At 66.4% G+C, this 21,118-nt stretch carries 19 protein-coding genes; 10 read left to right on the top strand and 9 right to left on the bottom strand.

Annotated elements, in window-relative coordinates:
• The first annotated feature begins 9 nt into the window (after positions 1 to 9).
• The 6 genes from FHW79_RS14250 to FHW79_RS14225 all read left to right on the top strand — a co-directional run bounded on the left by FHW79_RS14250 (position 10) and on the right by FHW79_RS14225 (position 6,226).
• Positions 10 to 1,176 carry a D-alanyl-D-alanine carboxypeptidase family protein gene (locus FHW79_RS14250; RefSeq protein WP_183179555.1) on the top strand — a complete coding sequence of 389 codons (1,167 nt, stop codon included), beginning with the start codon at positions 10 to 12 and terminating at the stop codon, positions 1,174 to 1,176.
• 70 nt (positions 1,177 to 1,246) lie between these two features.
• Complete coding sequence (tmk, locus tag FHW79_RS14245; RefSeq protein WP_183179554.1) at positions 1,247 to 1,879, top strand: dTMP kinase; 633 nt, start codon at positions 1,247 to 1,249, stop codon at positions 1,877 to 1,879.
• Between the two features lies 1 nt (position 1,880).
• Positions 1,881 to 2,999, top strand: coding sequence for a DNA polymerase III subunit delta' (locus FHW79_RS14240; protein WP_183179553.1), 1,119 nt, complete (start codon positions 1,881 to 1,883; stop codon positions 2,997 to 2,999).
• 72 nt (positions 3,000 to 3,071) lie between these two features.
• Complete coding sequence (gene metG / locus FHW79_RS14235; RefSeq protein WP_183179552.1) at positions 3,072 to 4,622, top strand: methionine--tRNA ligase; 1,551 nt, start codon at positions 3,072 to 3,074, stop codon at positions 4,620 to 4,622.
• A 6-nt stretch (positions 4,623 to 4,628) separates the two neighbouring features.
• Positions 4,629 to 5,426 (top strand): TatD family hydrolase, encoded by a 798-nt coding sequence (locus tag FHW79_RS14230; protein WP_183179551.1) that lies wholly within the window; start codon positions 4,629 to 4,631, stop codon positions 5,424 to 5,426.
• On the top strand, positions 5,423 to 6,226 hold the full coding sequence (locus tag FHW79_RS14225; protein ID WP_183179550.1) for an MBL fold metallo-hydrolase: 804 nt from the start codon (positions 5,423 to 5,425) through the stop codon (positions 6,224 to 6,226). The genes FHW79_RS14230 and FHW79_RS14225 overlap by 4 nt, the downstream gene beginning before the upstream one ends.
• 31 nt (positions 6,227 to 6,257) lie before the next feature.
• Here FHW79_RS14225 and FHW79_RS14220 read toward each other — a convergent pair whose 3' ends face one another.
• Complete coding sequence (locus FHW79_RS14220) at positions 6,258 to 7,436, bottom strand: lysozyme inhibitor LprI family protein (protein ID WP_183179549.1); 1,179 nt, start codon at positions 7,434 to 7,436, stop codon at positions 6,258 to 6,260.
• Positions 7,437 to 7,696: 260 nt separating this feature from the next.
• On the opposite strand from FHW79_RS14220, the gene FHW79_RS33515 reads away from it, so the two are divergent.
• On the top strand, positions 7,697 to 8,545 hold the full coding sequence (locus FHW79_RS33515; protein ID WP_183179548.1) for a DUF4384 domain-containing protein: 849 nt from the start codon (positions 7,697 to 7,699) through the stop codon (positions 8,543 to 8,545).
• 24 nt (positions 8,546 to 8,569) lie between these two features.
• Here FHW79_RS33515 and FHW79_RS14210 read toward each other — a convergent pair whose 3' ends face one another.
• From FHW79_RS14210 to FHW79_RS14175, 8 genes are all read right to left on the bottom strand, one after another.
• Positions 8,570 to 9,364 carry a protein phosphatase 2C domain-containing protein gene (locus tag FHW79_RS14210; protein ID WP_183179547.1) on the bottom strand — a complete coding sequence of 265 codons (795 nt, stop codon included), beginning with the start codon at positions 9,362 to 9,364 and terminating at the stop codon, positions 8,570 to 8,572.
• 142 nt (positions 9,365 to 9,506) lie between these two features.
• Complete coding sequence (locus tag FHW79_RS14205; protein WP_247884377.1) at positions 9,507 to 9,737, bottom strand: hypothetical protein; 231 nt, start codon at positions 9,735 to 9,737, stop codon at positions 9,507 to 9,509.
• A 186-nt stretch (positions 9,738 to 9,923) separates the two neighbouring features.
• The gene (locus FHW79_RS14200; RefSeq protein ID WP_183179545.1) at positions 9,924 to 10,940 is read right to left on the bottom strand and encodes an agmatine deiminase family protein; all 1,017 of its coding nucleotides are present in this window, start codon (positions 10,938 to 10,940) and stop codon (positions 9,924 to 9,926) included.
• 401 nt (positions 10,941 to 11,341) lie between these two features.
• Positions 11,342 to 12,175, bottom strand: coding sequence for an ABC transporter permease subunit (locus tag FHW79_RS14195; RefSeq protein WP_137138499.1), 834 nt, complete (start codon positions 12,173 to 12,175; stop codon positions 11,342 to 11,344).
• A complete protein-coding gene (locus FHW79_RS14190) occupies positions 12,172 to 13,095 on the bottom strand; it encodes an ABC transporter permease subunit (protein ID WP_183179544.1) in 924 nt (307 codons plus the stop codon). Before FHW79_RS14190 ends, FHW79_RS14195 begins: the two co-directional genes overlap by 4 nt.
• Positions 13,092 to 14,243 carry a polyamine ABC transporter ATP-binding protein gene (gene potA, locus FHW79_RS14185; protein WP_183179543.1) on the bottom strand — a complete coding sequence of 384 codons (1,152 nt, stop codon included), beginning with the start codon at positions 14,241 to 14,243 and terminating at the stop codon, positions 13,092 to 13,094. Before potA ends, FHW79_RS14190 begins: the two co-directional genes overlap by 4 nt.
• Positions 14,244 to 14,457: 214 nt before the next feature.
• The gene (locus FHW79_RS14180) at positions 14,458 to 15,558 is read right to left on the bottom strand and encodes an extracellular solute-binding protein (protein WP_183179542.1); all 1,101 of its coding nucleotides are present in this window, start codon (positions 15,556 to 15,558) and stop codon (positions 14,458 to 14,460) included.
• Between the two features lie 220 nt (positions 15,559 to 15,778).
• Positions 15,779 to 17,122, bottom strand: coding sequence for a glutamine synthetase family protein (locus FHW79_RS14175; protein WP_014240470.1), 1,344 nt, complete (start codon positions 17,120 to 17,122; stop codon positions 15,779 to 15,781).
• 165 nt (positions 17,123 to 17,287) lie between these two features.
• Between FHW79_RS14175 and FHW79_RS14170 the strand changes: the two genes are divergently transcribed.
• The 3 genes from FHW79_RS14170 (at position 17,288) to FHW79_RS14160 (ending at position 21,113) form a co-directional block, all read left to right on the top strand.
• Entirely contained in the window at positions 17,288 to 18,568 is a 1,281-nt protein-coding gene (locus FHW79_RS14170; RefSeq protein ID WP_183179541.1) for an FAD-binding oxidoreductase, read from the top strand.
• Between the two features lie 35 nt (positions 18,569 to 18,603).
• Positions 18,604 to 19,629: a hypothetical protein gene (locus FHW79_RS14165; protein ID WP_183179540.1), complete on the top strand. Its 1,026-nt coding sequence runs from the start codon at positions 18,604 to 18,606 to the stop codon at positions 19,627 to 19,629.
• A gap of 218 nt (positions 19,630 to 19,847) precedes the next feature.
• Entirely contained in the window at positions 19,848 to 21,113 is a 1,266-nt protein-coding gene (locus FHW79_RS14160) for a ferric reductase-like transmembrane domain-containing protein (protein WP_348984154.1), read from the top strand.
• Positions 21,114 to 21,118: the final 5 nt, after the last annotated feature.

Here is a 21,118-nt window from a genome sequence, read left to right as displayed (position 1 = left end):
GGAGTTGTCATGGTCGCTGTCGTCCGCACCCGCGTTGCCCGCACCCGTTTCGCCATGGGCCTTGCGGTCGCGCTGTTCGCGGCGGGGGTGGGGCCGGTGGCTCACGCCGCCAGCATCGAAACCATCGCCAAGCAGGCGATCCTGGTCGATATCACCTCGAACACCGTGCTGTTCGAGAAGAGCCCGGATCAGCGCATGGCGCCGTCCTCGATGAGCAAGATCATGACGATGTACATGGTCTTCGACGCGATCAAGGAAGGCCGGCTCACGCTGGAGAGCACGCTGCCGGTGTCGGAGCGCGCGTGGCGGATGCAGGGTTCCAAGATGTTCGTGGAACTGCACAACAACATCAAGGTCGACGACCTCATCAAGGGCGTGATCGTGCAGTCGGGCAACGACGCTTGCATCGTCTTCGCCGAAGGTCTCGCCGGCTCCGAATCGGCCTTTGCCGAGCGCATGAACAAGCGCGCCCGCGAGTTGGGTCTGAAGGACACCAACCTGACCAACGCGACGGGCTGGCCCGACCCGAACCACTATATGACCGCCCGCGATCTGGCGGTCCTGGCCGAGCATCTGATCAAGGACTTCCCGGAATACTACCACTATTACTCGATTCGGGAATTCAAGTACCACGGCATCAACCAAGGCAACCGCAACCCGCTGCTCTACCGCGGCATGGACGTGGACGGCATGAAGACCGGCCACACCGAGGCCGGCGGCTACGGTTTGACCGCCTCGGCGGAGCGGGAAGGGCGCCGTCTGATCCTTGTGGTCAATGGATTGCCGAGCATGCAGGCCCGCGCCGACGAATCGGCCCGGCTGATCGAATGGGGCTTCCGCGAATTCGCCACCTACGCCCTGTTCAAGGCGGGCGAGACGGTCGATCAGGTGCCGCTCTGGCTGGGTGCGCAGGACAGCGTGCCGGTCACCGTGCCGGAGGACATGAAGGTCACCATGGCCCGCGCCGACCGCAGCGGCATGAAGGTGTCGCTGGTCAGCAACGCCCCGGTCGCCGCCCCGGTGAAGAAGGGCGATGTGGTCGGCAAGGTGGTGGTCTCCGCGCCGGGCTTCCCGGGCAAGGAGTTCCCGGTGGTCGCCGCCCAGGACGTGGAGAAGCTGGGCTTCGTGGGCCGCGCTTTGGCGGCGGCGAAGTTCCTCATTTTCGGGGCGAGCTGATTGGTGTAAGCCGGCCCGTCACTGCCGGACTCCGGAAGGCGGCGGGCCTCATCACCATCGGGAGCAGACCATGACGCGCGGGCGGTTCATCACGCTGGAGGGCGGCGAAGGGGCAGGCAAGACCACCCAGATCCGCCTGCTCGCCGACGCGCTGATCGGTTGGGGCAAGCGCGTCGTGCTGACCCGCGAGCCCGGCGGCTCGCCGGGTGCGGAGGAGATCCGCGGCCTTCTGGTGTCCGGGGAGACCGGGCGCTGGGGTCCGGTGACCGAGGCTCTGCTGCACACCGCCGCCCGCCGCGACCATCTGGAACGCACCGTCTGGCCGGCGCTGGACGCGGGCCACTGGGTCATCTGCGACCGTTTCTTCGACAGCACGATGGCCTATCAGGGCTATGGGCTGGGGCTCGGGCGCGAGCTGGTCGCCACGCTCCAAGCCACGGCCCTGGGCGACTTCCGGCCCGATCTGACGCTGATCCTCGACCTGCCGGTGGAGGAGGGTCTGGCCCGCGCCGCCGCCCGGCGCGGCGGTGAGGACCGCTACGAGCGGATGGACATCGCCTTCCACCACCGCCTGCGCGACGGCTTCCTCGACATCGCCGCGCGCGAGCCGGAGCGCTGCGCGGTCGTCGACGCCGGGCACCCCGTGGAAGCGGTGCAGGCGGCCATTCTGGACACCGTGACCCGTCGCCTGGGAGTGTCCTGAGGTGAGCCGCGCCCGCGCGCCCGAACCGGTCGCGGAGGAGGACGCCCTCGCCCCGCGCCGCAACCCCGGTCTGACCGGCCATGATGACGCCGAGCGCCTGCTGCTCGACGCCTGGAACTCCGGGCGGTTGCCGCACGCCTGGCTGATCGGCGGCCCGCCGGGGATCGGCAAGGCGACACTTGCCTTTCGCTTCGCCCGCTTCGTCCTGTCCCAGGGGCACGAGGCGCCGGACGCCGGCCTGTTCGGCGCGCCGCCACCGCCCACCTCGCTGGTGCTGTCCCCGGACGCCCCGGTCTTTCGCCGTGTCGCCTCGGGCGGTCACGCCGACCTGCTGACCGTGGAGCGCCAACGCGACGAGAAGCGCGACCGGCTGAAGCGCGACATCGCCGTGGACGACGTTCGCAAGATCGGACCCTTCCTGCGCAAGACCGCCGCCGAAGGCGGCTGGCGCGTCGCCGTGATCGACGGCGCGGATCGCATGAATCTCAGTGGCTTGAACGCCATTCTTAAGATTCTTGAGGAGCCGCCGCCCGGCGCGTTGCTGCTTCTGGTCAGCGACAATCCCGGCGGCATGCTGCCGACCATCCGCTCCCGCTGCCGCAAGCTGACGCTTCAACCGCTTCCTGAGGAAACGGTCCTCAACCTGTTGGCCCAGCATCGTCCAGACCTGGGCAGCGAAGACCGGGCGGCGCTCGCCCGGCTGGCGGAGGGCAGCATCGGCCGGGCGATCGGTCTGGCGGAGGCCGGTGGGCTCGACCTCTACCGCGAGCTGATCGGCCTGCTCGGCACGCTGCCGCGGCTGGACATCACCGCCGCCCACACCTTTGGCGACAAGCTGACCCGCAAGCAGGACGACGGGCTCTATGAGACGGCCACGGACCTGCTCGTCTGGTGGTTGGCCCGCTTCGTCCGGTCGCTGGCCCGCGGCGCCTGGCCGGCGGAGGTGGTGGCCGGGGAGGCCGCCCTGATGACCCGTCTGGCCAACGCCCGCGGCCTTGAACGTTGGGTGGAGGTGTGGGAAAAGGTCCAACGCCATTTCGCCCGTGCGGAATCCGCCAATCTCGACCGCAAACAGGTGGTCCTGAACGCCTTGGCGACGCTGGAAGCGGCTGCTACTTAACACGGACGACACACCACGCCCACCCGGACCGGCGACACGCCGGGCCGGCGCATTCTCGGGAGAGCCTCTGCCATGACCGGGTCGAAGACCTTCTACCTGACGACTCCGATCTATTACGTGAACGACGTGCCGCACATCGGGCACGCGTACACCACGCTCGCCTGCGACGTGCTGGCCCGCTTCATGCGGCTGGACGGCTATGACGTGAAGTTCCTCACCGGCACCGACGAGCACGGCCAGAAGGTGGAGAAATCCGCCATGAACGCCGGCATCGCGCCGCAGGAGTTCACCGACCGCGTGTCGAAGAACTTCCGCGACCTCGTCTCGCTGATGAACTTCTCCAACGACGACTTCATCCGCACGACCGAGCCGCGGCACATCGCGTCGGTGCAGGAGCTGTGGCGCCGCCTGGAATCGGCCGGGGAGATCTATCTCGGCAGCTACGCCGGCTGGTACTCGGTGCGCGACGAGGCCTTCTACGGCGAGGACGAGTTGACCACCTCGCCCGCTGGCAAGAAGATCGCCCCGACCGGTGCCGAGTGCGAGTGGGTGGAGGAGCCGTCCTACTTCTTCCGCCTGTCGGCCTGGCAGGACCGCCTGCTGGAGTTCTACGAGCAGAACCCGGACTTCATCGCTCCGACCGGCAAGCGCAACGAGGTCGTCGCCTTCGTGAAGTCGGGGCTGAAGGACCTGTCGGTCAGCCGCACCACCTTCAAGTGGGGCATCCCGGTGCCGGGCAACCCCGACCACATCATGTATGTCTGGCTGGACGCCCTGGCCAACTACATCACCGCGGTCGGATTCCCGGACGAGAGCGGCGAGTACGCCAAATACTGGCCGGCCAACCTGCACATGGTCGGCAAGGACATCCTGCGCTTCCACGCCGTCTACTGGCCGGCCTTCCTGATGGCCGCCAAGCTGGCCCCGCCCAAGCGCGTCTTCGCGCACGGCTGGTGGACCATCGAAGGTCAGAAGATGTCGAAGTCGCTGGGCAACGTCATCGCGCCCGAGACGCTGGTCAATACCTACGGTCTGGACCAGACCCGCTATTTCCTGCTGCGCGAAGTGCCCTTCGGCAACGACGGCGACTTCTCGCACAAGCAGATGGTGCAGCGGATCAACGGCAACCTCGCCAACGACTACGGGAACCTCGTGCAGCGCTCCCTGTCGATGATCGGCAAGAACTGCGGCGCCGCCGTGCCGCAGCCGGGCGCCTTCACCGAGGCTGACGACGCGCTGCTCGGCGCCGCCCGCAACCTGCTGCCGATCGTCCGGACGGAGATCCAGTCGCAGGCCTTCCACAAGGCGCTCGACGCCATCTGGGCGGTGATCGGCGACGGCAACCGCTATGTGGACGAGCAAGCGCCCTGGGCGTTGAAGAAGACCGACCCGGCGCGCATGGCCACGGTGCTGTACGTGCTGGCCGAGACCATCCGCCATCTCGCCATCCTGACCCAGCCGATCATGCCGGAAGCCTCGGCCAAGATCCTGGACCAACTGGCGCAGGGGCCGGAGGCCCGCGGGTTCGACCGGCTGGGGGCGGGCGGGGCGCTGGTCCCCGGCACGCCGCTGCCGGCGCCGCAGGGCGTGTTCCCGCGCTACGTGGACGAAGTGAAGAGCTGACGAACGATGCTGGTCGATAGCCACTGCCATCTCGACTTTCCCGATTTCGCCGAGGAGTTGGACGCGGTCGTCGACCGCGCCCGGCAGGTGGGGGTGGGGCGGATGGTGACCATCTGCACCTACCTGTCGCGCTTCGACCGCATCCTGGCGGTCGCCGAGCGCTACGACGATGTCCTGTGCTCGCTCGGCGTCCACCCGCACCAAGCGGCGGAGGAGATCGCCGGAGTGTCCGTTGAACGCCTCGTCGAACTGTCGAAGCACCCGAAGGTGATCGGGCTGGGCGAGACCGGGCTCGACTACTTCTACGATAAGAGCCCGCGGGACGTTCAGCAGGAGTGCTTCCGCCGGCACATCCGCGCCAGCCTGGAGACCGGCCTGCCGCTGATCGTGCACACCCGGGACGCCGACAGCGACACCATGCGGATCGTCCGCGAGGAGGCCGCCGGACAGCCGGTCAACGGCTTGCTGCACTGCTTCAGCTCCGGGCGGCAACTCGCTGAAGAGGCTCTGGATTTCGGGTTCTACATCTCGCTCTCCGGGATCGTCACCTTCAAGAAGTCGGAGGATCTCCGCGCCATCGTGAGGGACGTTCCGCTGGACCGGATTCTGGTGGAAACGGACGCGCCCTACCTGGCGCCGGTACCGTTCCGCGGCAAGCGCAACGAACCGGCCTACGTCGCCCACACCGCAGCCTGTGTCGCCGAGGTCAAGAGCGTGGAGACGGCCGAACTGGCCCGGATCTCCACCGAGAACTTCTTCCGCCTGTTCCCCCGTGCCGGAACGGCCGAACAGGCCGCCGCATGACCGGCCAGCGGGTTACGATCCTCGGCTGCGGCGGATCGCGGGGTGTTCCCGTGATCGGTCTCGGCTGGGGTTCCTGTGACCCGGCGAACCCCAGGAACCAGCGGATGCGCCCGTCGGTCCTGGTGGAGTGGGAGCAAGGGCGGGGGACCGGGCAGGGCGGTGGCGTCAGCGTCCTGGTCGATACCTCGCCGGACCTGCGCCAGCAGCTTCTCAACGCCGATGTGCGACGGCTCGACGCCGTGCTGTGGACACACCAGCACGCCGATCATGCCCACGGCATCGATGAACTGCGGGAACTCTGCCGGGCGATGCAGGCCCCCATCGACGCCTATGGCCGTGCCGACGACCTCGCCGAGTTGGAACGACGCTTCACCTACTGCTTCGAGCCCCTGCGCCCCGGCGATCCTTTTTATCGCCCGGTGTTGACGTCTCGTGCCGTGGAAGGCCCGTTCGAGGTGCGCGGACACCAGATCGTGCCATTCGAGCAGGATCACGGCTATCTGAAGACCCTCGGCTATCGGTTTGATAAATTTGCCTATTCGACCGATGTTGTGAGGTTGGATGAAGACGCCTTCGCGGCGTTGGACGGTGTCGAAGTGTGGGTGGTCGATTGCGCCCGGATCGAGCCGCCGCACCCGGTCCATGCCCATCTCGCCCTGACGCTGGAATGGATCGCGCGGGTGCGCCCCAAGCGGGCCTACCTGACGCACATGGACCAGACCATGGACTACGACACGCTTCGCCGGCTGCTTCCCGCCGGTGTCGAGCCCGCCTACGACGGGCTCGTCATCGAGCTTTAACGTTTGGCGACGGAATGGGGCAGGGCGGCGCTCAGTCGTCCGGCATGATGAGGCCCAACCGCCCGGCGATGAAACGGTCCGCGGCGGCCTTGGCCGCCTGATCCGCCGTCTCAGGATTCAGCTTGAACTTCTCCCGATAAAGCCTTGATGTCGCTGTGATAGCGGCGGGCAGGGCGCTCACTGTCGCGCGATACTCCCTCTCCGGCCAAGCCTCGAAGTCGTTCCAGGATCGAAAAGCGGCCACCGCCCGGCCGCGCTGCTCGGCCATCTTCTTGGCTTCGACGGACATGGGCGCTTCGAGAAGCGTGCTGGGCACCATCGACGCTTGAAGATCGTCCACTTCGAACTGACGCTCGTAACCGTGCCGGATGCTGCCGCGCTCAACCAGGGCCGGCTCTATGGCCGGGTCCATGTGGGTGGCGACGGCCTTCCATTCCGCCAGATCGAACACGGAGGACGGCGGGCTGCACAGGCCGGGCGTCTCGTCGCGCGCGTTGCCCCAGAAGGCGCCAAAGGCTTCAAAGGCCGGCTGCCCATGCTTGGTGAACAGGAAGCAGGGCGCGTCCATCTCCGTGGTCGACAGGACATGGCGCAGGAACAGCAGCCCCGTTCCCAGGGGTGCGCTCGCCACATCGCCGAGATTCGTCATCTCCTCAAGGAGATAGGGATCTTTCGGAAGATCCTGGTTCACGATCTCGTCCACCAGCCTGCGCACCATGGCGTCCTTGTCGGGCACCGTCACCGTGCCGCTCTGGTAGAGGTAAACCAGCCACGCCTTCGCCAGCGCACCACTGTGGCGCTGCAACGCCGCGGCGGCGGACTTGGCGTCCTTCGGAATGCCGGCGACAACCGCGGCCAGCTTTTTCTGGGCCACCGCGTTCTGGGCAGCGAGGTCGGCGGCGCGCGTCTCGTACAGGGCGCGGCAGGCCGGAATGGTGGATTTGTCGGCGCAGGTGCCATCACGTTCGGTCAGAAAGGCCTTTTGCGCGCGCTCGATGGCATTGCGGCCTTCGGCCGGTGTGTTCCCCAGGGTGTCGCGCAGGAGCGTCGCCAGATCCTCGGCAGCGACCCTGAGGTCGGCACTGGAGCAAATGGTCCGGTCGGCGCGACTGAACGGCTTGACGCAGTCGGGCGGCGTCTGGGCCAAGCCGGCGACGGGGATCAGACAGAGCGACAGCGCGGGACCGAAAAGCCACGGGAAACGAGGCATAAGGCGCAGCCTTCATCGAAGGGAATGGACGGGAATGGACACGAAAACCGAAGCGCGACGATAGTGCATCGACCGGAACGCCGGAAGGGACGGATTAGCGCCCTCCTCGCTTCCTCCCGATATTATTTTCCATAATACAGATTATATGATCGACTCCCGACCGTGGCGGGAGCCTCTTCCCACCTTTGGCCCTCGACCCTTGGCGATGCGCAAAATGCACGCTACATAAACCGTTGTTTGCAGCCAACGCTCAGGTTCCGGTGAAGGACACCGACACGCCGACGACATGGCGCCTCAGATGCTCCGCGGTTTTGCTCGCCGCGGTCGCCGCTGCGACCGCTTGGTCGGGCCATGCCGGAGCGGCGTCCGAGGCCTCCGCCGACGGCGAAGCCGTGCCGCCACTCTCCGCGCCGGACGTGCCACCGGTTCCCGCCGTGCCCGACCTGTCGGCCTTGCAAACGGCCCTGGCGGAGTTTCATTGCGCCGAGTTGGAAGTCGCCATCGGCAAGGACCAGCGGGTCGCCATCTCCGGTCTGACCGCAGGCGATACCGATCCGGACAGTCTCGCGCTGCTTGCCCAGGATCTCCTCGCCGGACAAAGGCCCGCCGTCGAGGTTGAACGCGTGTCCCCTGCCCTGTGCGAGCCCCTGACCCTGATCGGCCCGCTTCGGTCGGCCAACGCCGGATTGGCCGCTCCATTGTCGATTCGCTTCAAGGAAGCCGCTCGAAAGCCGCTCCTGGGCGGTCAAGATTTGGTGTTCGACATCGCATCACCCGATTTCCCTGCGCATTTGCAGGTCGATTACTTCACGTCGGACGGTGACGTGATCCACCTGTTGCCCAATCCGCTGGAAGTCAGTAGCCGTGTGGAATCCCGAGCGATTCGCCGGTTGGGTGAGCGCGGCACCGGCGGGCGATTCTGGACCATCGGCCCGCCGTACGGCCACGAGTTGATCGTCGTGATCGCCAGCCCCACGCCGCTGTTCGCGTCGCCTCGTCCTGAGGCCGAGGCGGCGGCGTCCTATCTTCCGGCGTTGAAGCAGGCTTTGAACTCGGCCGCGCCCGCCACCCTTGCCACCGCGCGGTTCCTGAAAGCGAGAGCGCCCTGAAACACCAGGCGACGCCGCAGACGGTCAGGCCGGGAGCACGACAAAACGGGCAAGGATGAGGGTGATGTTGTCCGGCCCACCCGCACCGTTGGCTAGGTCGATCAGCCGGGCGCAGGCGTCCTCGGCGGCGGGTGGCGGCTGTTGGGTGAGCATCCGCTGGATCACGCCCTCCGGCACGATGCCGGTCAGCCCATCGGAACACAGGAGATACACGTCGTCCAGTTGCAGATCGTGGACGGCGATGTCAGGTTCGACCTGCTCCCCGGTGCCGAGAGCGCGGACGATGATGTTGCGTTGGGGCGCTTGCCCACGGCGTCCGTTGTCATGCCAAAGCTGATAGAGGCTGTGATCGCGGGTTAGCAGGCGCAATTCGCCACCGCGCAGGCGATACAGCCGGCTGTCACCGGCATGGAACACGACGATGCGGCCTGTTCCCGGCACCCGCCACAGCCCCACCAGCGTGGTCCCCATGCCACGTCCTTCAGCGAAGCCGCGCTGGCGGTTCATGGCGTTTATGCGACGGTTGGCGGCCACCACCGCGGAACGGACCGTCGACGCGGCATCGGCCGCCGCCCTATCTTCTTCCGCCGGGGACATCGTCTCCCCGCCCATGGCACGATGCTGAGCGGCAATCACCGTGGCCACCGTCTCCACCGCGGTGCGACTGGCGATGTCGCCGCCGGCATGCCCCCCCATTCCATCGCAGATCACTGCCAAACCGCGTTCCGGATCGACGTGAAAGGAGTCCTCGTTTCGCGACCGGACACGGCCCACGTCCGTTTGTCCGACGGCGATCATAGCGATCAGAGCGGAATGCATCACACGAACGGCTCCAGCGCGTTACAGCCGAACCAGATTCCTGGAAACAGCCTTCGGCAACGCGAAAAACCGCCTCGGCTTTCCACAAGATAATGACGGAGAGAATGCGGATTGAACAGCGGGAAAGGGCGCGTAAAAAGCCTCAGACGCTCACATCGAGGAGTGTGCCGCGCTGCTTGCTGCCATACCCGAGGCCGTTCGTTCGTGCCTGCACAGCCGCCGCCTGCGGGTCCACCGCTTGCCCCGACTGGGTGGCGTTGCGCGTTTCCCGCGTCTGGTCCATCTTGCCGACCGCCTGGGTCGCCTGGACCGTCTGGGTTCGGACGGTGGGCGTGGTCTGCTGCGCCGCCTGCACCGCCGGGGACATGGCCATCTGCATTGCCGGTGTGATCGGCGGCTGAGGCTTTGCCAGCGGTGGCATATTGAGCGGGTTTAACTGCATGTTAAGAAGATGCGCCCGCGCATCCGCCGATTCAAGATCCCAATCGCCGCACTTGTCGATTCACAGGCGAAGACCGGACCGGCCTTCGCCCTTTCGCGACCTGCGAGATGCCGGATATCAGACCGCCGGCTGCTGCTGCGTGATACAATGGATACCGCCGCCGCCGCGGACGATGTCCAAGGCCGGAACCTGCACGACCTCGCGGTCGGGGAAGGCCCGGCGCACGATGCGGTAGGCCTCGTCGTCCGCCGAATCTTCGAAGGCCGGCATGACGATGCCGCCGTTGGCGATGTAGAGGTTCGTGTAGGACAAGGTCAGCCGCACGCCGTTCTCGTCGCGCCGCGCCGGCTGGCGGACCGGGATGACCTCCAGCTCCCGCCCCTGGGCGTCGCGGGCGCGCTTCAGACGGTCGAGGTTGTCCTGGAACGCCTTGAAATTGGCGTCGCCGGGATCGTCGGTGGTGATCGCCATGACGACGCCGGGCTTCACGAACAGGGCGATCTCGTCGATGTGGCCGTCCGTCTCGTCGTCCTGATAGCCCTCGCCCAGCCAGATCACGCTGGAGATGCCGAGATGCTCCTTCAGAAGCTCCTCGATCTCCGCCTTGCCGAGATTCGGGTTGCGGTTGGGATTCAGCAGGCACTGCTCGGTCGTCAGCAGCGTCCCCTCCCCGTCCACATGGAAGGAGCCGCCCTCCATGACCAGGGGAGCCTCGAAGCGCCGCAGGTTGAGATGGTCGAGCATCAGGCGCCCGACCTGCTGGTCCTTGACGCTGTCCGGGTAATTGCCGCCCCAGGCGTTGAAGCGCCAATGGACGCCGGCCACCTGCCCTTTTCCATCGGTGACGAAGCTGGGTCCGGTGTCGCGGATCCAGGAATCGCTGATGGGCAGAGGCAGGATCTCGATCCCCGGCCCGCAGGCCAGCGAGGCGTCGGCGACGTCGGCGGGATCGCAGACCATGGTCACCGGTTCGAACCGGCTGATGGCGCGGGCGACGTCGGTGTAGGCGGCAGCGGCGGCGTCGAAGGCTCCCTCGGGCCACGTCTCGGGCCGGCACGGCCACGCCATCCAGCAACGGGTGTGCCGTGCCCATTCGCCCGGCATGGTGAAGCCTTCCGCCGCCGGTGTCGTCATCTTTGAATCTCCTGCCAAATCCCTGAATAGCCCGGCTCTTCTTGCGTGGCCGGGGCGGGTCGTCACGGCGTCACCCGTGACCACGGTCACCCTAACCACGGAGCGGAGGATTTGGCAACGGCCACCAAAGGGGCCACCGGATTGCCCGGAAGGGCGGCGCGCTCGACCGCTCAGCGGCGGGAGGGCGGACGGTCCGAATAACGGCGCTTGGGCGCCGAAAAAGGCATCGAAAAACCAAGACGAAGCATGGGGAACCATAAGAGCGCGCGCACGATACGACCTCATTCGCTGTTGCAGATGCCAATACAATAGCAAATGCAGCGGCAAACGGCCACCCCCGCCGGCTGCGGCCGGATGGCATAGCCCCTATGAGGCGGCGCTCCGGGGTGACAGGGGCGTTTTCAGCCCCCTTGCACCGCCATCTGCTCGTCCCGCTTCCTCTGCCGTTCCTGCCGCGCCATCACAAGGCTGGCGATGAAGATTCCGGTGGCGACCACCACCATCATCAGCGTTGCCAACGCGTTGATCTGCGGGCTGATGCCGAACTTCACGCTGGAGAAGATGACCATCGGCAGCGTGGTGGAGCCCGGCCCCGACACGAAGCTGGCGACCACCACGTCGTCGAGCGACAGAGTGAAGGCGAGCAGCCAGCCGGACACGATGGCCGGGGCGATGATCGGCAGCGTGATGACGAAGAACACCTTGGCCGGGCGGGCGCCGAGATCCATCGCCGCCTCCTCCAGGCTCTCGTCCAGGCTGACGAGGCGCGACTGGATGATGACCGCCACATAGGCCATGGTGAAGGTGGTGTGGGCGATGGTGATCGTCGTCATGCCGCGCCCGTCCGGCCAGCCGATGGCTTGCTCCAGCGCCACGAACAGCAGCAGAAGCGACAGGCCGGTGATGACCTCGGGCATGACCAGCGGCGCGGTGATCATGCCGCCGAACAGCGTCCGCCCGCGGAACCGCCCGAAGCGGGCCAGCGCCAGACCGGCGACGGTGCCGAGCACCACCGACGCGGTGGCCGACATCGCCGCAACCTTGAGCGACAGCCAGGCCGCCCCGAGAAGCTGGTCGTTCTGCAGCAGCTCCGCGTACCATTTGGTGGAGAAGCCGCCCCACACCGTGACCAGCCGCGACTCGTTGAAGGAATAGAAGATCAGCAGCGCGATCGGCACATAGAGGAAGGCGTAGCCGAACCACAGCGCCCAAGCCAGTTTTCCCATCTGCTTCATCGCCCGGCCTCCGTCTGGCGCCCCTGGACATGCTGGAAGACCATGATCGGCACCACCAGGAACAACAGGAGCGCGATGGCCACCGCCGAGGCGACGGGCCAGTCGCGGTTGGCGAAGAACTCGTTCCACAGAACCCGGCCGATCATCAGCGTGTCCGGACCGCCCAGCAGCTCCGGAGTCACGAACTCACCGACCGAGGGGATGAAGACCAACAGCGACCCGGCGATGATGCCCGGCAGCGACAGCGGCAGGGTCACGGTCAGGAACGCCTTCCAGGGCCGGCAGCCGAGGTCCGCCGCCGCCTCCAGCAGCGTTGGGTCCAGCTTCTCCAACGTCGCGTAGAGCGGCAGCACCATGAAGGGCAGGTAGCAGTAGGTCATGCCGATGTAGACGGCCCAGTCCGAGTAGAGCAGCTCGAACGGCTCCGTCGTCAGGCCGGTCCATTGCAGCAGGTTGTCCACCACCCCGTTGGCCTTCAGGATGCCGATCCAGGCGTAGATGCGGATCAGGAAGCTGGTCCAGAAGGGCAGGATGACCAGCATCATCAGCGGCCCGCGCCTGGACGGCTCTGCCCGGGCGATGGCGTAGGCCATGGGGTAGCCCAGCAGCAGGCAGCAGACGGTGGTGACCAGCGCGATCTTCACCGAGTTCAGATAGGCCAGGATGTAGAGGTCGTCCCCGCCCAGCCGCAGATAATTGGACAGGTTGAGCAGGATCTGGAGCTTGGTCGTGCCCGCGTCCTCGTCCACCAGCCAGTCGATCAGCGGCGCGTAGGGCGGCTGCGCCAGCATCGCCTCCGACAGGCTGATGCCGAACACGATCAGGAAGGGCACCAGGAAGAACAGCAGAAGCCACAGGTAGGGGATGGCGACCACCATCCCCCGCCCCCACAGGCCGATCCGGCGCAGAAGATCGATCATTGCGTCAGCACCACCCCGGCGAAGGGACGCCAGCTCAGATGCACCTCGTCGTCCCAGGTGATCGGCATCTCGGTGCGCCGCACCACGTTGGGCGCCGTGACGCGCACGGTCTTGCCCGTCTTCAGCTCGACCAGATAGATCGACACGTCGCCAAGATAGGCGATCTCGCGCACGATCCCGCTGGTGACGTTGCGCCCATCAGCGTTGGCCGGCGGCTCCTTGCTCAGCGCGATCTTTTCCGGACGGACGGCGACGCCCACCGTGGCGCCGGCGGGGACCGCCACCGCGTGGTTGATGTAGAGGTCGCAGCCGGCATCCTCGGAGCGGATCAGCACATGGTCGGCCTGATCCTCCACCACCCTGCCCTCGAACATGTTCACCGAGCCGATGAACTCGGCGACGAAGCGGGACTGCGGGTACTCATAGATCTCGGTCGGCGTGCCGGTCTGGGCGATGACGCCGTGGTTCATGACGGCGATCCGCGAGGACATGGTCATCGCCTCCTCCTGGTCGTGGGTGACCACGATGAAGGTGACGCCCAGCTTCTCCTGAATGTTGACCAGCTCGAACTGGGTCCGCTCGCGCAGCCGCTTGTCCAGCGCGCCCAGCGGCTCGTCCAGCAGCAGCAGCTTCGGCCGCTTGACCAGCGAGCGGGCCAGCGCCACGCGCTGCCGCTGGCCGCCGGAGAGCTGATGCGGCTTGCGCTTGCCGAACTGGCCGAGTTGGACGAGGTCGAGGATCGCCCCCACCCGTTCCTTGATCTCGGCCTTCGGAACGCCGTCCTGCTTCAGGCCGAAGGCGACGTTCTGCTCCACCGACATGTGCGGGAACAGGGCGTAGGACTGGAACATCATGTTGACCGGCCGCTCGTAGGGCGGGATGCCGGCCATGTCGACGCCGTCGATGAAGATCTTGCCCTCGGTCGGCGTCTCGAACCCGGCCAGCATGCGCAGCAGGGTCGTCTTGCCCGACCCGGAACCGCCCAGCAGGGCGAAGAACTCGCCCCGGTAGATCGACAGGCTGACCTCGTCCACGGCGACGAAATCGCCGAAGGTCTTGGTCACCTTCTCGATTCGCACATAGGGCTTCTGTCCCGGATCCTGCCAGGGTTCCAGGCGCGTGGGCTTGCGGATCGGCTGGACGGCCATGCGGCTCCTCTCGGCGTCCTCTTCTCATGCGGACGGCACCCGAAGGCGCCGTCCGCATGCCCCTCTCAATCAATGCTAAAGCATTGATCTGCCGGGTTTCACGGCCGAAAAATGATGGGAACGATCATTTTCCGGCCGTATCATGGGAGCGCCCCGGCCGTTCCCGATGGGAAACGACCAGGGCGCGTGTCGTGCGTGCCGGTTCGCGGCGCGCTTACTTGCCGGTCTTGACCTTGGTCCAGACGCGGGTGCGGGCGCGGTCGGTGGTCTGCTTGATCGACTTCAGGGCAAACAGCTTGAGGCTGCTGTTCTCCGGCAGGAAGACGGCCGGGTTGCTCTTCACGCCCTCGTCAACCGAGGCCAGCGAGGCCGGAACGGCGTTGGCGTAGCTGACCGTGTTGGAGATCGCGGCGGTGTTCGCCGGGTCCAGGATGAAGTTGATGTAGGCGTGCGCGCCGTCCTTGTTCGGCGCGTCCGCCGGAATGGCCAGCGTGTCCCACCACACCTGCACGCCTTCCTTCGGCGTGATGTACTCGACCTTCACGCCGTTCTTGGCTTCCTCGGCGCGGGCCGCACCCTGGATGGCGTCGCCGTTGTAGGCCATGACGACGCAGGCGTCGCCGCCCGCCAGGATGTTGATGTTCTGGCCGGTGACGAACTGCTTGATGTAGGGGCGGACCGCCAGCAGCGTCTTCTCGACCTTGTCCAGATCCTCCTTCTTCTCGGAGTTCGGATCGAGGCCGAGGTAGTTCAGCACCGACGGGATCACGTCGATGGCCGAATCCATCACGGTGATGCCGCAGGCCGCGACCTTCTTCGCCACCTCCGGCTTGAAGATCAGGTCCCAGCTGTCGAGCGGGACGTCGGGGGCGACGGCCTTGATCTTCTCCGGGATGATGGCGATGCCGACCGTGCCGCCCAGATAGGGCACGGCGAACTTGTTGCCGGGGTCCGAGTTCTCGAGGAGCTTGAGAACCTTCGGATCGACGTTCTTCAGGTTCGGGATCTTCGCCTTGTCGAGCGGCGCCACGACCTTCGCCTGGATCATGCGCGACAGGGTCGGCTCGGCGGTCGGGACGATCACGTCGTAGCCCGACTTGCCGACCAGCACCTTCTGCTCCAGCAGCTCAAGGCTGTCGTACAGGTCCACCTTGGTGTCGTAGCCGGTGGCCTTGGTGAAGTCCGCCAGCGTCGATTCGCCCAGATAGTCGTTCCAGATGTAGATGTTGACCGGCTTCTTGGCCTGGGCCAGCGCCGGGCCGGCGATGGCGATCGCCGCGACGGCGCCGATGACGCTGAGAGCGAAACGTTTCATGCAGAAAGCCCCCGGATTCTGGATCGTTCGTCAGTTCGTGACTGGTCGACTTTTTTCCATTCGACGTGAGGGGCGGCGTGCGTCGCACGGCGTCCCCGGCGCGAGCGCTATTGCACCCACGGGGAGGTTGGTTGTCAACGGTTTGCGGGTGGTTTTCCGGGGTTTTGCGGAACGGAAACGCCCCCTCCCGCGGCAACGGCGGAAGGGGGCGGAAAAATGCTCAAACGTTCAGCAGAAGATTCTCGCGCTCCCACGAGCTGATCACGCGGTGATAGGCCTCGTACTCGGCCTCCTTCACGCAGGTCACCGCGTCCAGGAACTTCTCGCCCAGCACCTCCTTCAGTGGCTTGCAGGCGTTGAACTTCTGCAAGGCATCGCCCTGGTGCCGCGGCAGGGTGAAGGCCAGCCGGTAGGCGGAGCCCTTCACCGGGTCGGTCGGCTCCAGCCCCTGGGCCATGCCGAGATAGCCGCAGGCCAGCGAGGCGGCGATGGCGAGGTACGGATTCGCGTCGGCGCCGGCCACCCGGTTCTCCACCCGGCGCGAATCGGCGGGCGAGACGGGAACGCGCAGGCCGGTGGTGCGGTTGTCGCGGCCCCAATGCACATTGATCGGCGCGTCGGAGTTCGGCACCAGCCGGCGGTAGGAGTTCACGTTCGGCGCCAGCAGCGGCATCGCGTAGGGCAAATACTTCTGGAGGCCGGCGATGTGCGACATGAACAGCGGCGTGTCCGCCCCGTTGGCGTCGGAGAACAGGTTGCGCCCGGAATCCGCATCGACCACCGACTGGTGGATGTGCATGGCACTGCCCGGCTCGTTCTGCATCGGCTTTGCCATGAAGGTCGCGTAGACCTGATGGCGCAGCGCCGCCTCGCGCGCCGTCCGCTTGAACAGGAAGGCCTGGTCGGCCAGTTCCAGCGCGTCGCCGTGGTTGAAGTTGATCTCGATCTGCGCCGCCCCGGCCTCATGGGTCAGGGTGTCGATGTCGATGTCCTGCGCCTCGCAGAAGTCGTAGACCATCTCGAAGATCGGATCGAACTCGTTCACCGCGTCGATGCCGAAGGCCTGCCGCCCGCTCTCCACCCGCCCGTTGCGGCCGACCGGCGGCACCAACGGGTAGTCGGGGTCCTTGTTGACCTGGACGAGGAAGAACTCCAGCTCCGGCGCCACCATCGGCTTCCAGCCGCGCTCCTCGTAGAGCGACAGCACCCGCTTTAGGACATGGCGGGGCGAGAAGTTCACCGGGCTGCCATCGGCGTAGACGCAGTCGGTGATGACCTGGGCGGTCGGCTCCTCGTACCAGGGAACGAAGCGGATCGTCCGCTCGTCCGGGATCATGTAGATGTCGGAATTCTCATCCGAGGTCACCGAATCGTCCTCCGGATACTCCCCGGTCACGGTCTGGACGAAGATCGCCTCGGGCAGCCGCAGACCGCGGTCGCGCAGGATGCGCAGGAACTTCTCGGCGGGCACGATCTTGCCGCGCGCAATGCCCGACATGTCGGGCACGAGGCATTCCACTTCGGTGATGCGGTTCTTCTTGATGAAGTCTTCCATGAAACCCATGAACGTATGGACCGCACCGGACGGTGGGCAGCCCCTCCCTGCTGTGAACGACCGCCTTACTATGATCCCGCACCCCCTCCTCGCGCCAGAGGGGAACAAAGATCCTGCCCATATGACCGCTGGAATCATTGACGGGGCGGGGGTCCCTCCCCTAACTCGGCGGTCATGCCTCCATCATCCCACATCCGCTCGTGGTACGCCGACACCGCGACTCCATACCCGCAGCACCCGGAACTGGAAGGAACGCTGTCCTGCGACGTCTGCGTGGTCGGCGGCGGCTACACCGGGCTGATGACCGCACTGGAACTGGCCGAGCGGGGCTACGACGTGGTCCTGCTGGAGGCCAACCGCGTCGGCTGGGGGGCGTCGGGCCGCAACGGCGGGCAGATCATCACCGGCTACAACAAGTCGATGAGCACCATCGAGCGCTGGGTTGGGGCGGAGGATGCCCGTCGGCTGTGGGACCTCGGCGAGGAATCCAAGGCGCTGATCGTCGAGCGGGTGGTGAAGCACGCCATCGCCTGCGATCTCACCTGGGGTTTCGCCCACGCCGCGGTGAAACCGCGCCACATGGACGACGTGGCGGCAATGGAACGCGAGATGCGTGACCGCTACGGCTATGGGAAGGTCCGCGCGCTCGACCGCGACGCCATGCGGACGGTGGTCGGCAGCGACGCCTATGTCGGCGGGCTGGCCGACGACGGAAGCGGACATCTGCACCCGCTGAATTACGCGCTGGGCCTTGCCGGCGCGGCCCACCAAGCCGGCGTGCGCATTTTCGAGGACAGCCGGGTCACCGCCATCGACACCGGGGACAAACCCAGCGCCACCACCGCCAAAGGGCGGGTAACGGCGCGCTTCCTTGTGCTTGCCGGGAACGCCTATCTGGGGGCGTTGGCACCGCGCCTGTCAGCCAAGGTGATGCCGGTCGCCACCTACATGATCGCCACAGAGCCGCTTGGCGAGGCCACAGCAACCTCCCTGCTGCCGACCAATGCGGCGGTCAGCGACATGAACTTCGTGCTGAATTACTTCCGCCGCTCCGCCGATCACCGGCTGCTGTTCGGCGGCGGCGTCAGCTACTCCGGTCTGGACGCGCCGGGTCTGAAGATCGCCATGCGGTCAAAGATGCTGGCGGTCTTCCCGCAACTCCGCGGCGTCGCGGTCGATCACTTCTGGGGCGGCCACGTCGCCATCACCATGAACCGCATGCCCGATGTCGGGCGCCTGACGCCCACCACCTGTTTCGCTCACGGCTATTCCGGCCATGGGGTGGCGCTGGCCGGCATGGCCGGACGGGTCATGGCCGAGGCGATCCGCGGCACGGCGGAGCGGTTCGACGTGTTCGCCCGCGTCCCCCACCTGCCCTTCCCCGGCGGACGGCGGTTCCGCACACCGGCGCTTGTCCTCGCGATGCTCTGGTTCCGGCTGCGCGATCTGCTGTAACCTGCCCGTCCCATTCCCGCTTCCGGTCCCCTCCCATGTCCGATGTCACCGATCCCGAAACCGGAAACACGGAAGCCGATGCCGAGGCGATGCCCGCGGCGGCGCCTCCACCCGATGCCGCGCCCGCGGCGCCGATGCGGGACACACATTTCGATTTTGAGCACAAGGTCTTCAGCCTCTCCGGGGCCTTCTTCTGCATCGACCCGTCCGCCAAGCAGCCGGTCCTGCACATCCTGCTGGGGGATCTGAAGGCCGCCCTGCCCTTCAACACGCTGATGGAATCCTTCGACATCAAGGAGGACAGCCGCGACGCCAAACTTCTGGACATCGTCGCCAAGGGGCTGGCCTTCGTGAAGCAGATCCGTCCCGGCGAGCAGATTCCGGGCGAACTGCTGGACGGCCGGGCCTCCTGGTCGGTTGAGGAGAAGCATCGGACCATCGCGCGCGGGCGCCTGACCGTCCAACTCGTCTCCTCGATCTCCGGAACCGAGATGATCGTGGTGAAGGCCGACGAGTTGGAACAGATCGTCGAGGACCCGCAGACCAAGCAGCGCGTCAAGGCCGCCTTCAAGGACATCGCGGCGAAGCTCGGCCTCAAGGACAATTACGAGCAGTACCTGACCGACCGCATCGAGGACCTGACGCAGGAGCTATCCTACATCGAGGCACTGCGCGACCGCTTCAACGCCATCCGCGCCATCAGCGGCAAGCTGAGCCGGCTGACCCAGCTCTACCGGACCGACCGTACGCTGTGCAATGAGGTCGCGCGCATGCAGGGTCTGTTGAACAAGCCGTTGAAGGACTACGACGCCATCTTCGAGCAGGCGGACGCCCAGACCGGCGAGATCTTCGGCGCGCTGAAGGCCTTCGACACGACCGTGACCTTCATCCGCAAGATCCGTGACGACCTGCGCGCCCGGCTTCTGGAATGGGAGGACATCCTTCAGGCCTGGGACGCCACGCCGGTGGAGAAGTCGACCGCCATCGAGCAGTTGCAGAAGCAGACCTACCGCTTCCTCGCCAACCGCTTCATGGAAACCAAGGTCTGGATTCGCAAGTAACCGAATCCCCCGTCATCCCCCGCCGTTGCCGTGGCCGACGATTCGAATGGCTGCGATGATCGGGATCGGCTTGTCACCGGAAAGGCGATCGCGATCATCCCTCCATCCGCACCTTGACGGTGGCCGACACGGAGGATGTCGCCATGAAAGCGATAAAATTGTCTTTGTGGGGTATTTTAGCCCTTCTCACGATTTTATGGTTTGCCGCCGAACCTGGAGTGTTTTTGGCGGATAGCTTCTTCGGTCTTCGCGCCGCATTGGTTCAGTACAGCGGGATCATCGCCATCGGTTGCATGGGCATGGCAATGATCCTGGCGCTGCGGCCGCGCTGGCCGGAAGCGTGGTTCGGCGGTCTCGACAAAATGTACCGCCTGCACAAATGGCTGGGCATCGCCGGCCTCGTCGCGGCGGTCGTCCATTGGCTGTGGGCCCAGGGGCCGAAATGGGCGGTGGGCTGGGGGTGGCTGGCCCGGCCGCAACGGGGACCGCGGGCCATGCCCGACAGTTCCCTCGAACAGTCGCTCCGCAGCCTGCGCGGCACCGCCGAATGGCTCGGCGAATGGGCCTTCTACGCGGCCGTGCTGCTGATCGCGCTGGCGCTGTTCAAACGCCTTCCCTACCGGTTGTTCTTCAAGACGCACCGCCTTCTGGCGATCGCCTACCTCGTGCTGGTCTTCCACGCCGTCGTGCTGACCAACTTCGCCTACTGGAGCGCGCCCATCGGCTGGGTCCTGGCTCCGCTCCTCGCCGCCAGCGCCTGGGCCGCCGTTGTCGCGCTGCTCGGCCGGGTCGCCGCCGACCGGCGGGTTCCCGGCACCATCAGCGCGCTCCATTACTTTCCCGGCGTGCGCACGCTGGAGGTCGCGATCGACGTTCCGCAGGGCTGGCCGGGCCACAAGGCGGGCCAGTTCGCCTTCGCCACCTCGGACAAGACGGAGGGCGCCCATCCCTACACCATCGCCTCGGCCTGGAACGATGCCGAGCGTCGCATCACCTTCGTGGTCAAGGAACTTGGCGACCACACCCGGCGCCTGCGGGAATGGCTGGCGGTCGGCCAGGCGGTGACGGTGGAGGGGCCTTACGGTTGCTTTACCTTCGACGATTCCTGCCCGCACCAGATCTGGGTGGGCGGCGGGATTGGCGTCACGCCCTTCATCGCCCGCATGAAGTTCCTGGCGGCCAGCCCAGAACGGCGGCGGCAAACCATCGACTTCTTCCACACCACCAGCGAGTACGACGAAGAGGCGATCGCGAAGCTCGCCGCCGACGCCGCGGCGGCGGGGGTGAGCCTCCATGTCCTGGTTGACCGCCGCGACGGTCGTCTGGACGGCGGGCGCATCCGTGCCCTGGTGCCGCAATGGCGCGACGCCAGCGTCTGGTTCTGCGGCCCGACTGGCTTCGGGCAGGCGCTGCGGCACGACTTCGCCGCCCACGGCCTGCCGGTGGAGCGACGTTTCCACCAGGAACTCTTCGCGATGCGCTGACCTCG

Source organism: Azospirillum sp. OGB3 (assembly GCF_014192915.1).
Taxonomy (GTDB): Bacteria; Pseudomonadota; Alphaproteobacteria; order Azospirillales; family Azospirillaceae; genus Azospirillum.
The sequence above is the reverse complement of the archived record's forward strand: the minus strand, read 5'-3'. Positions and strand labels throughout refer to the sequence as shown.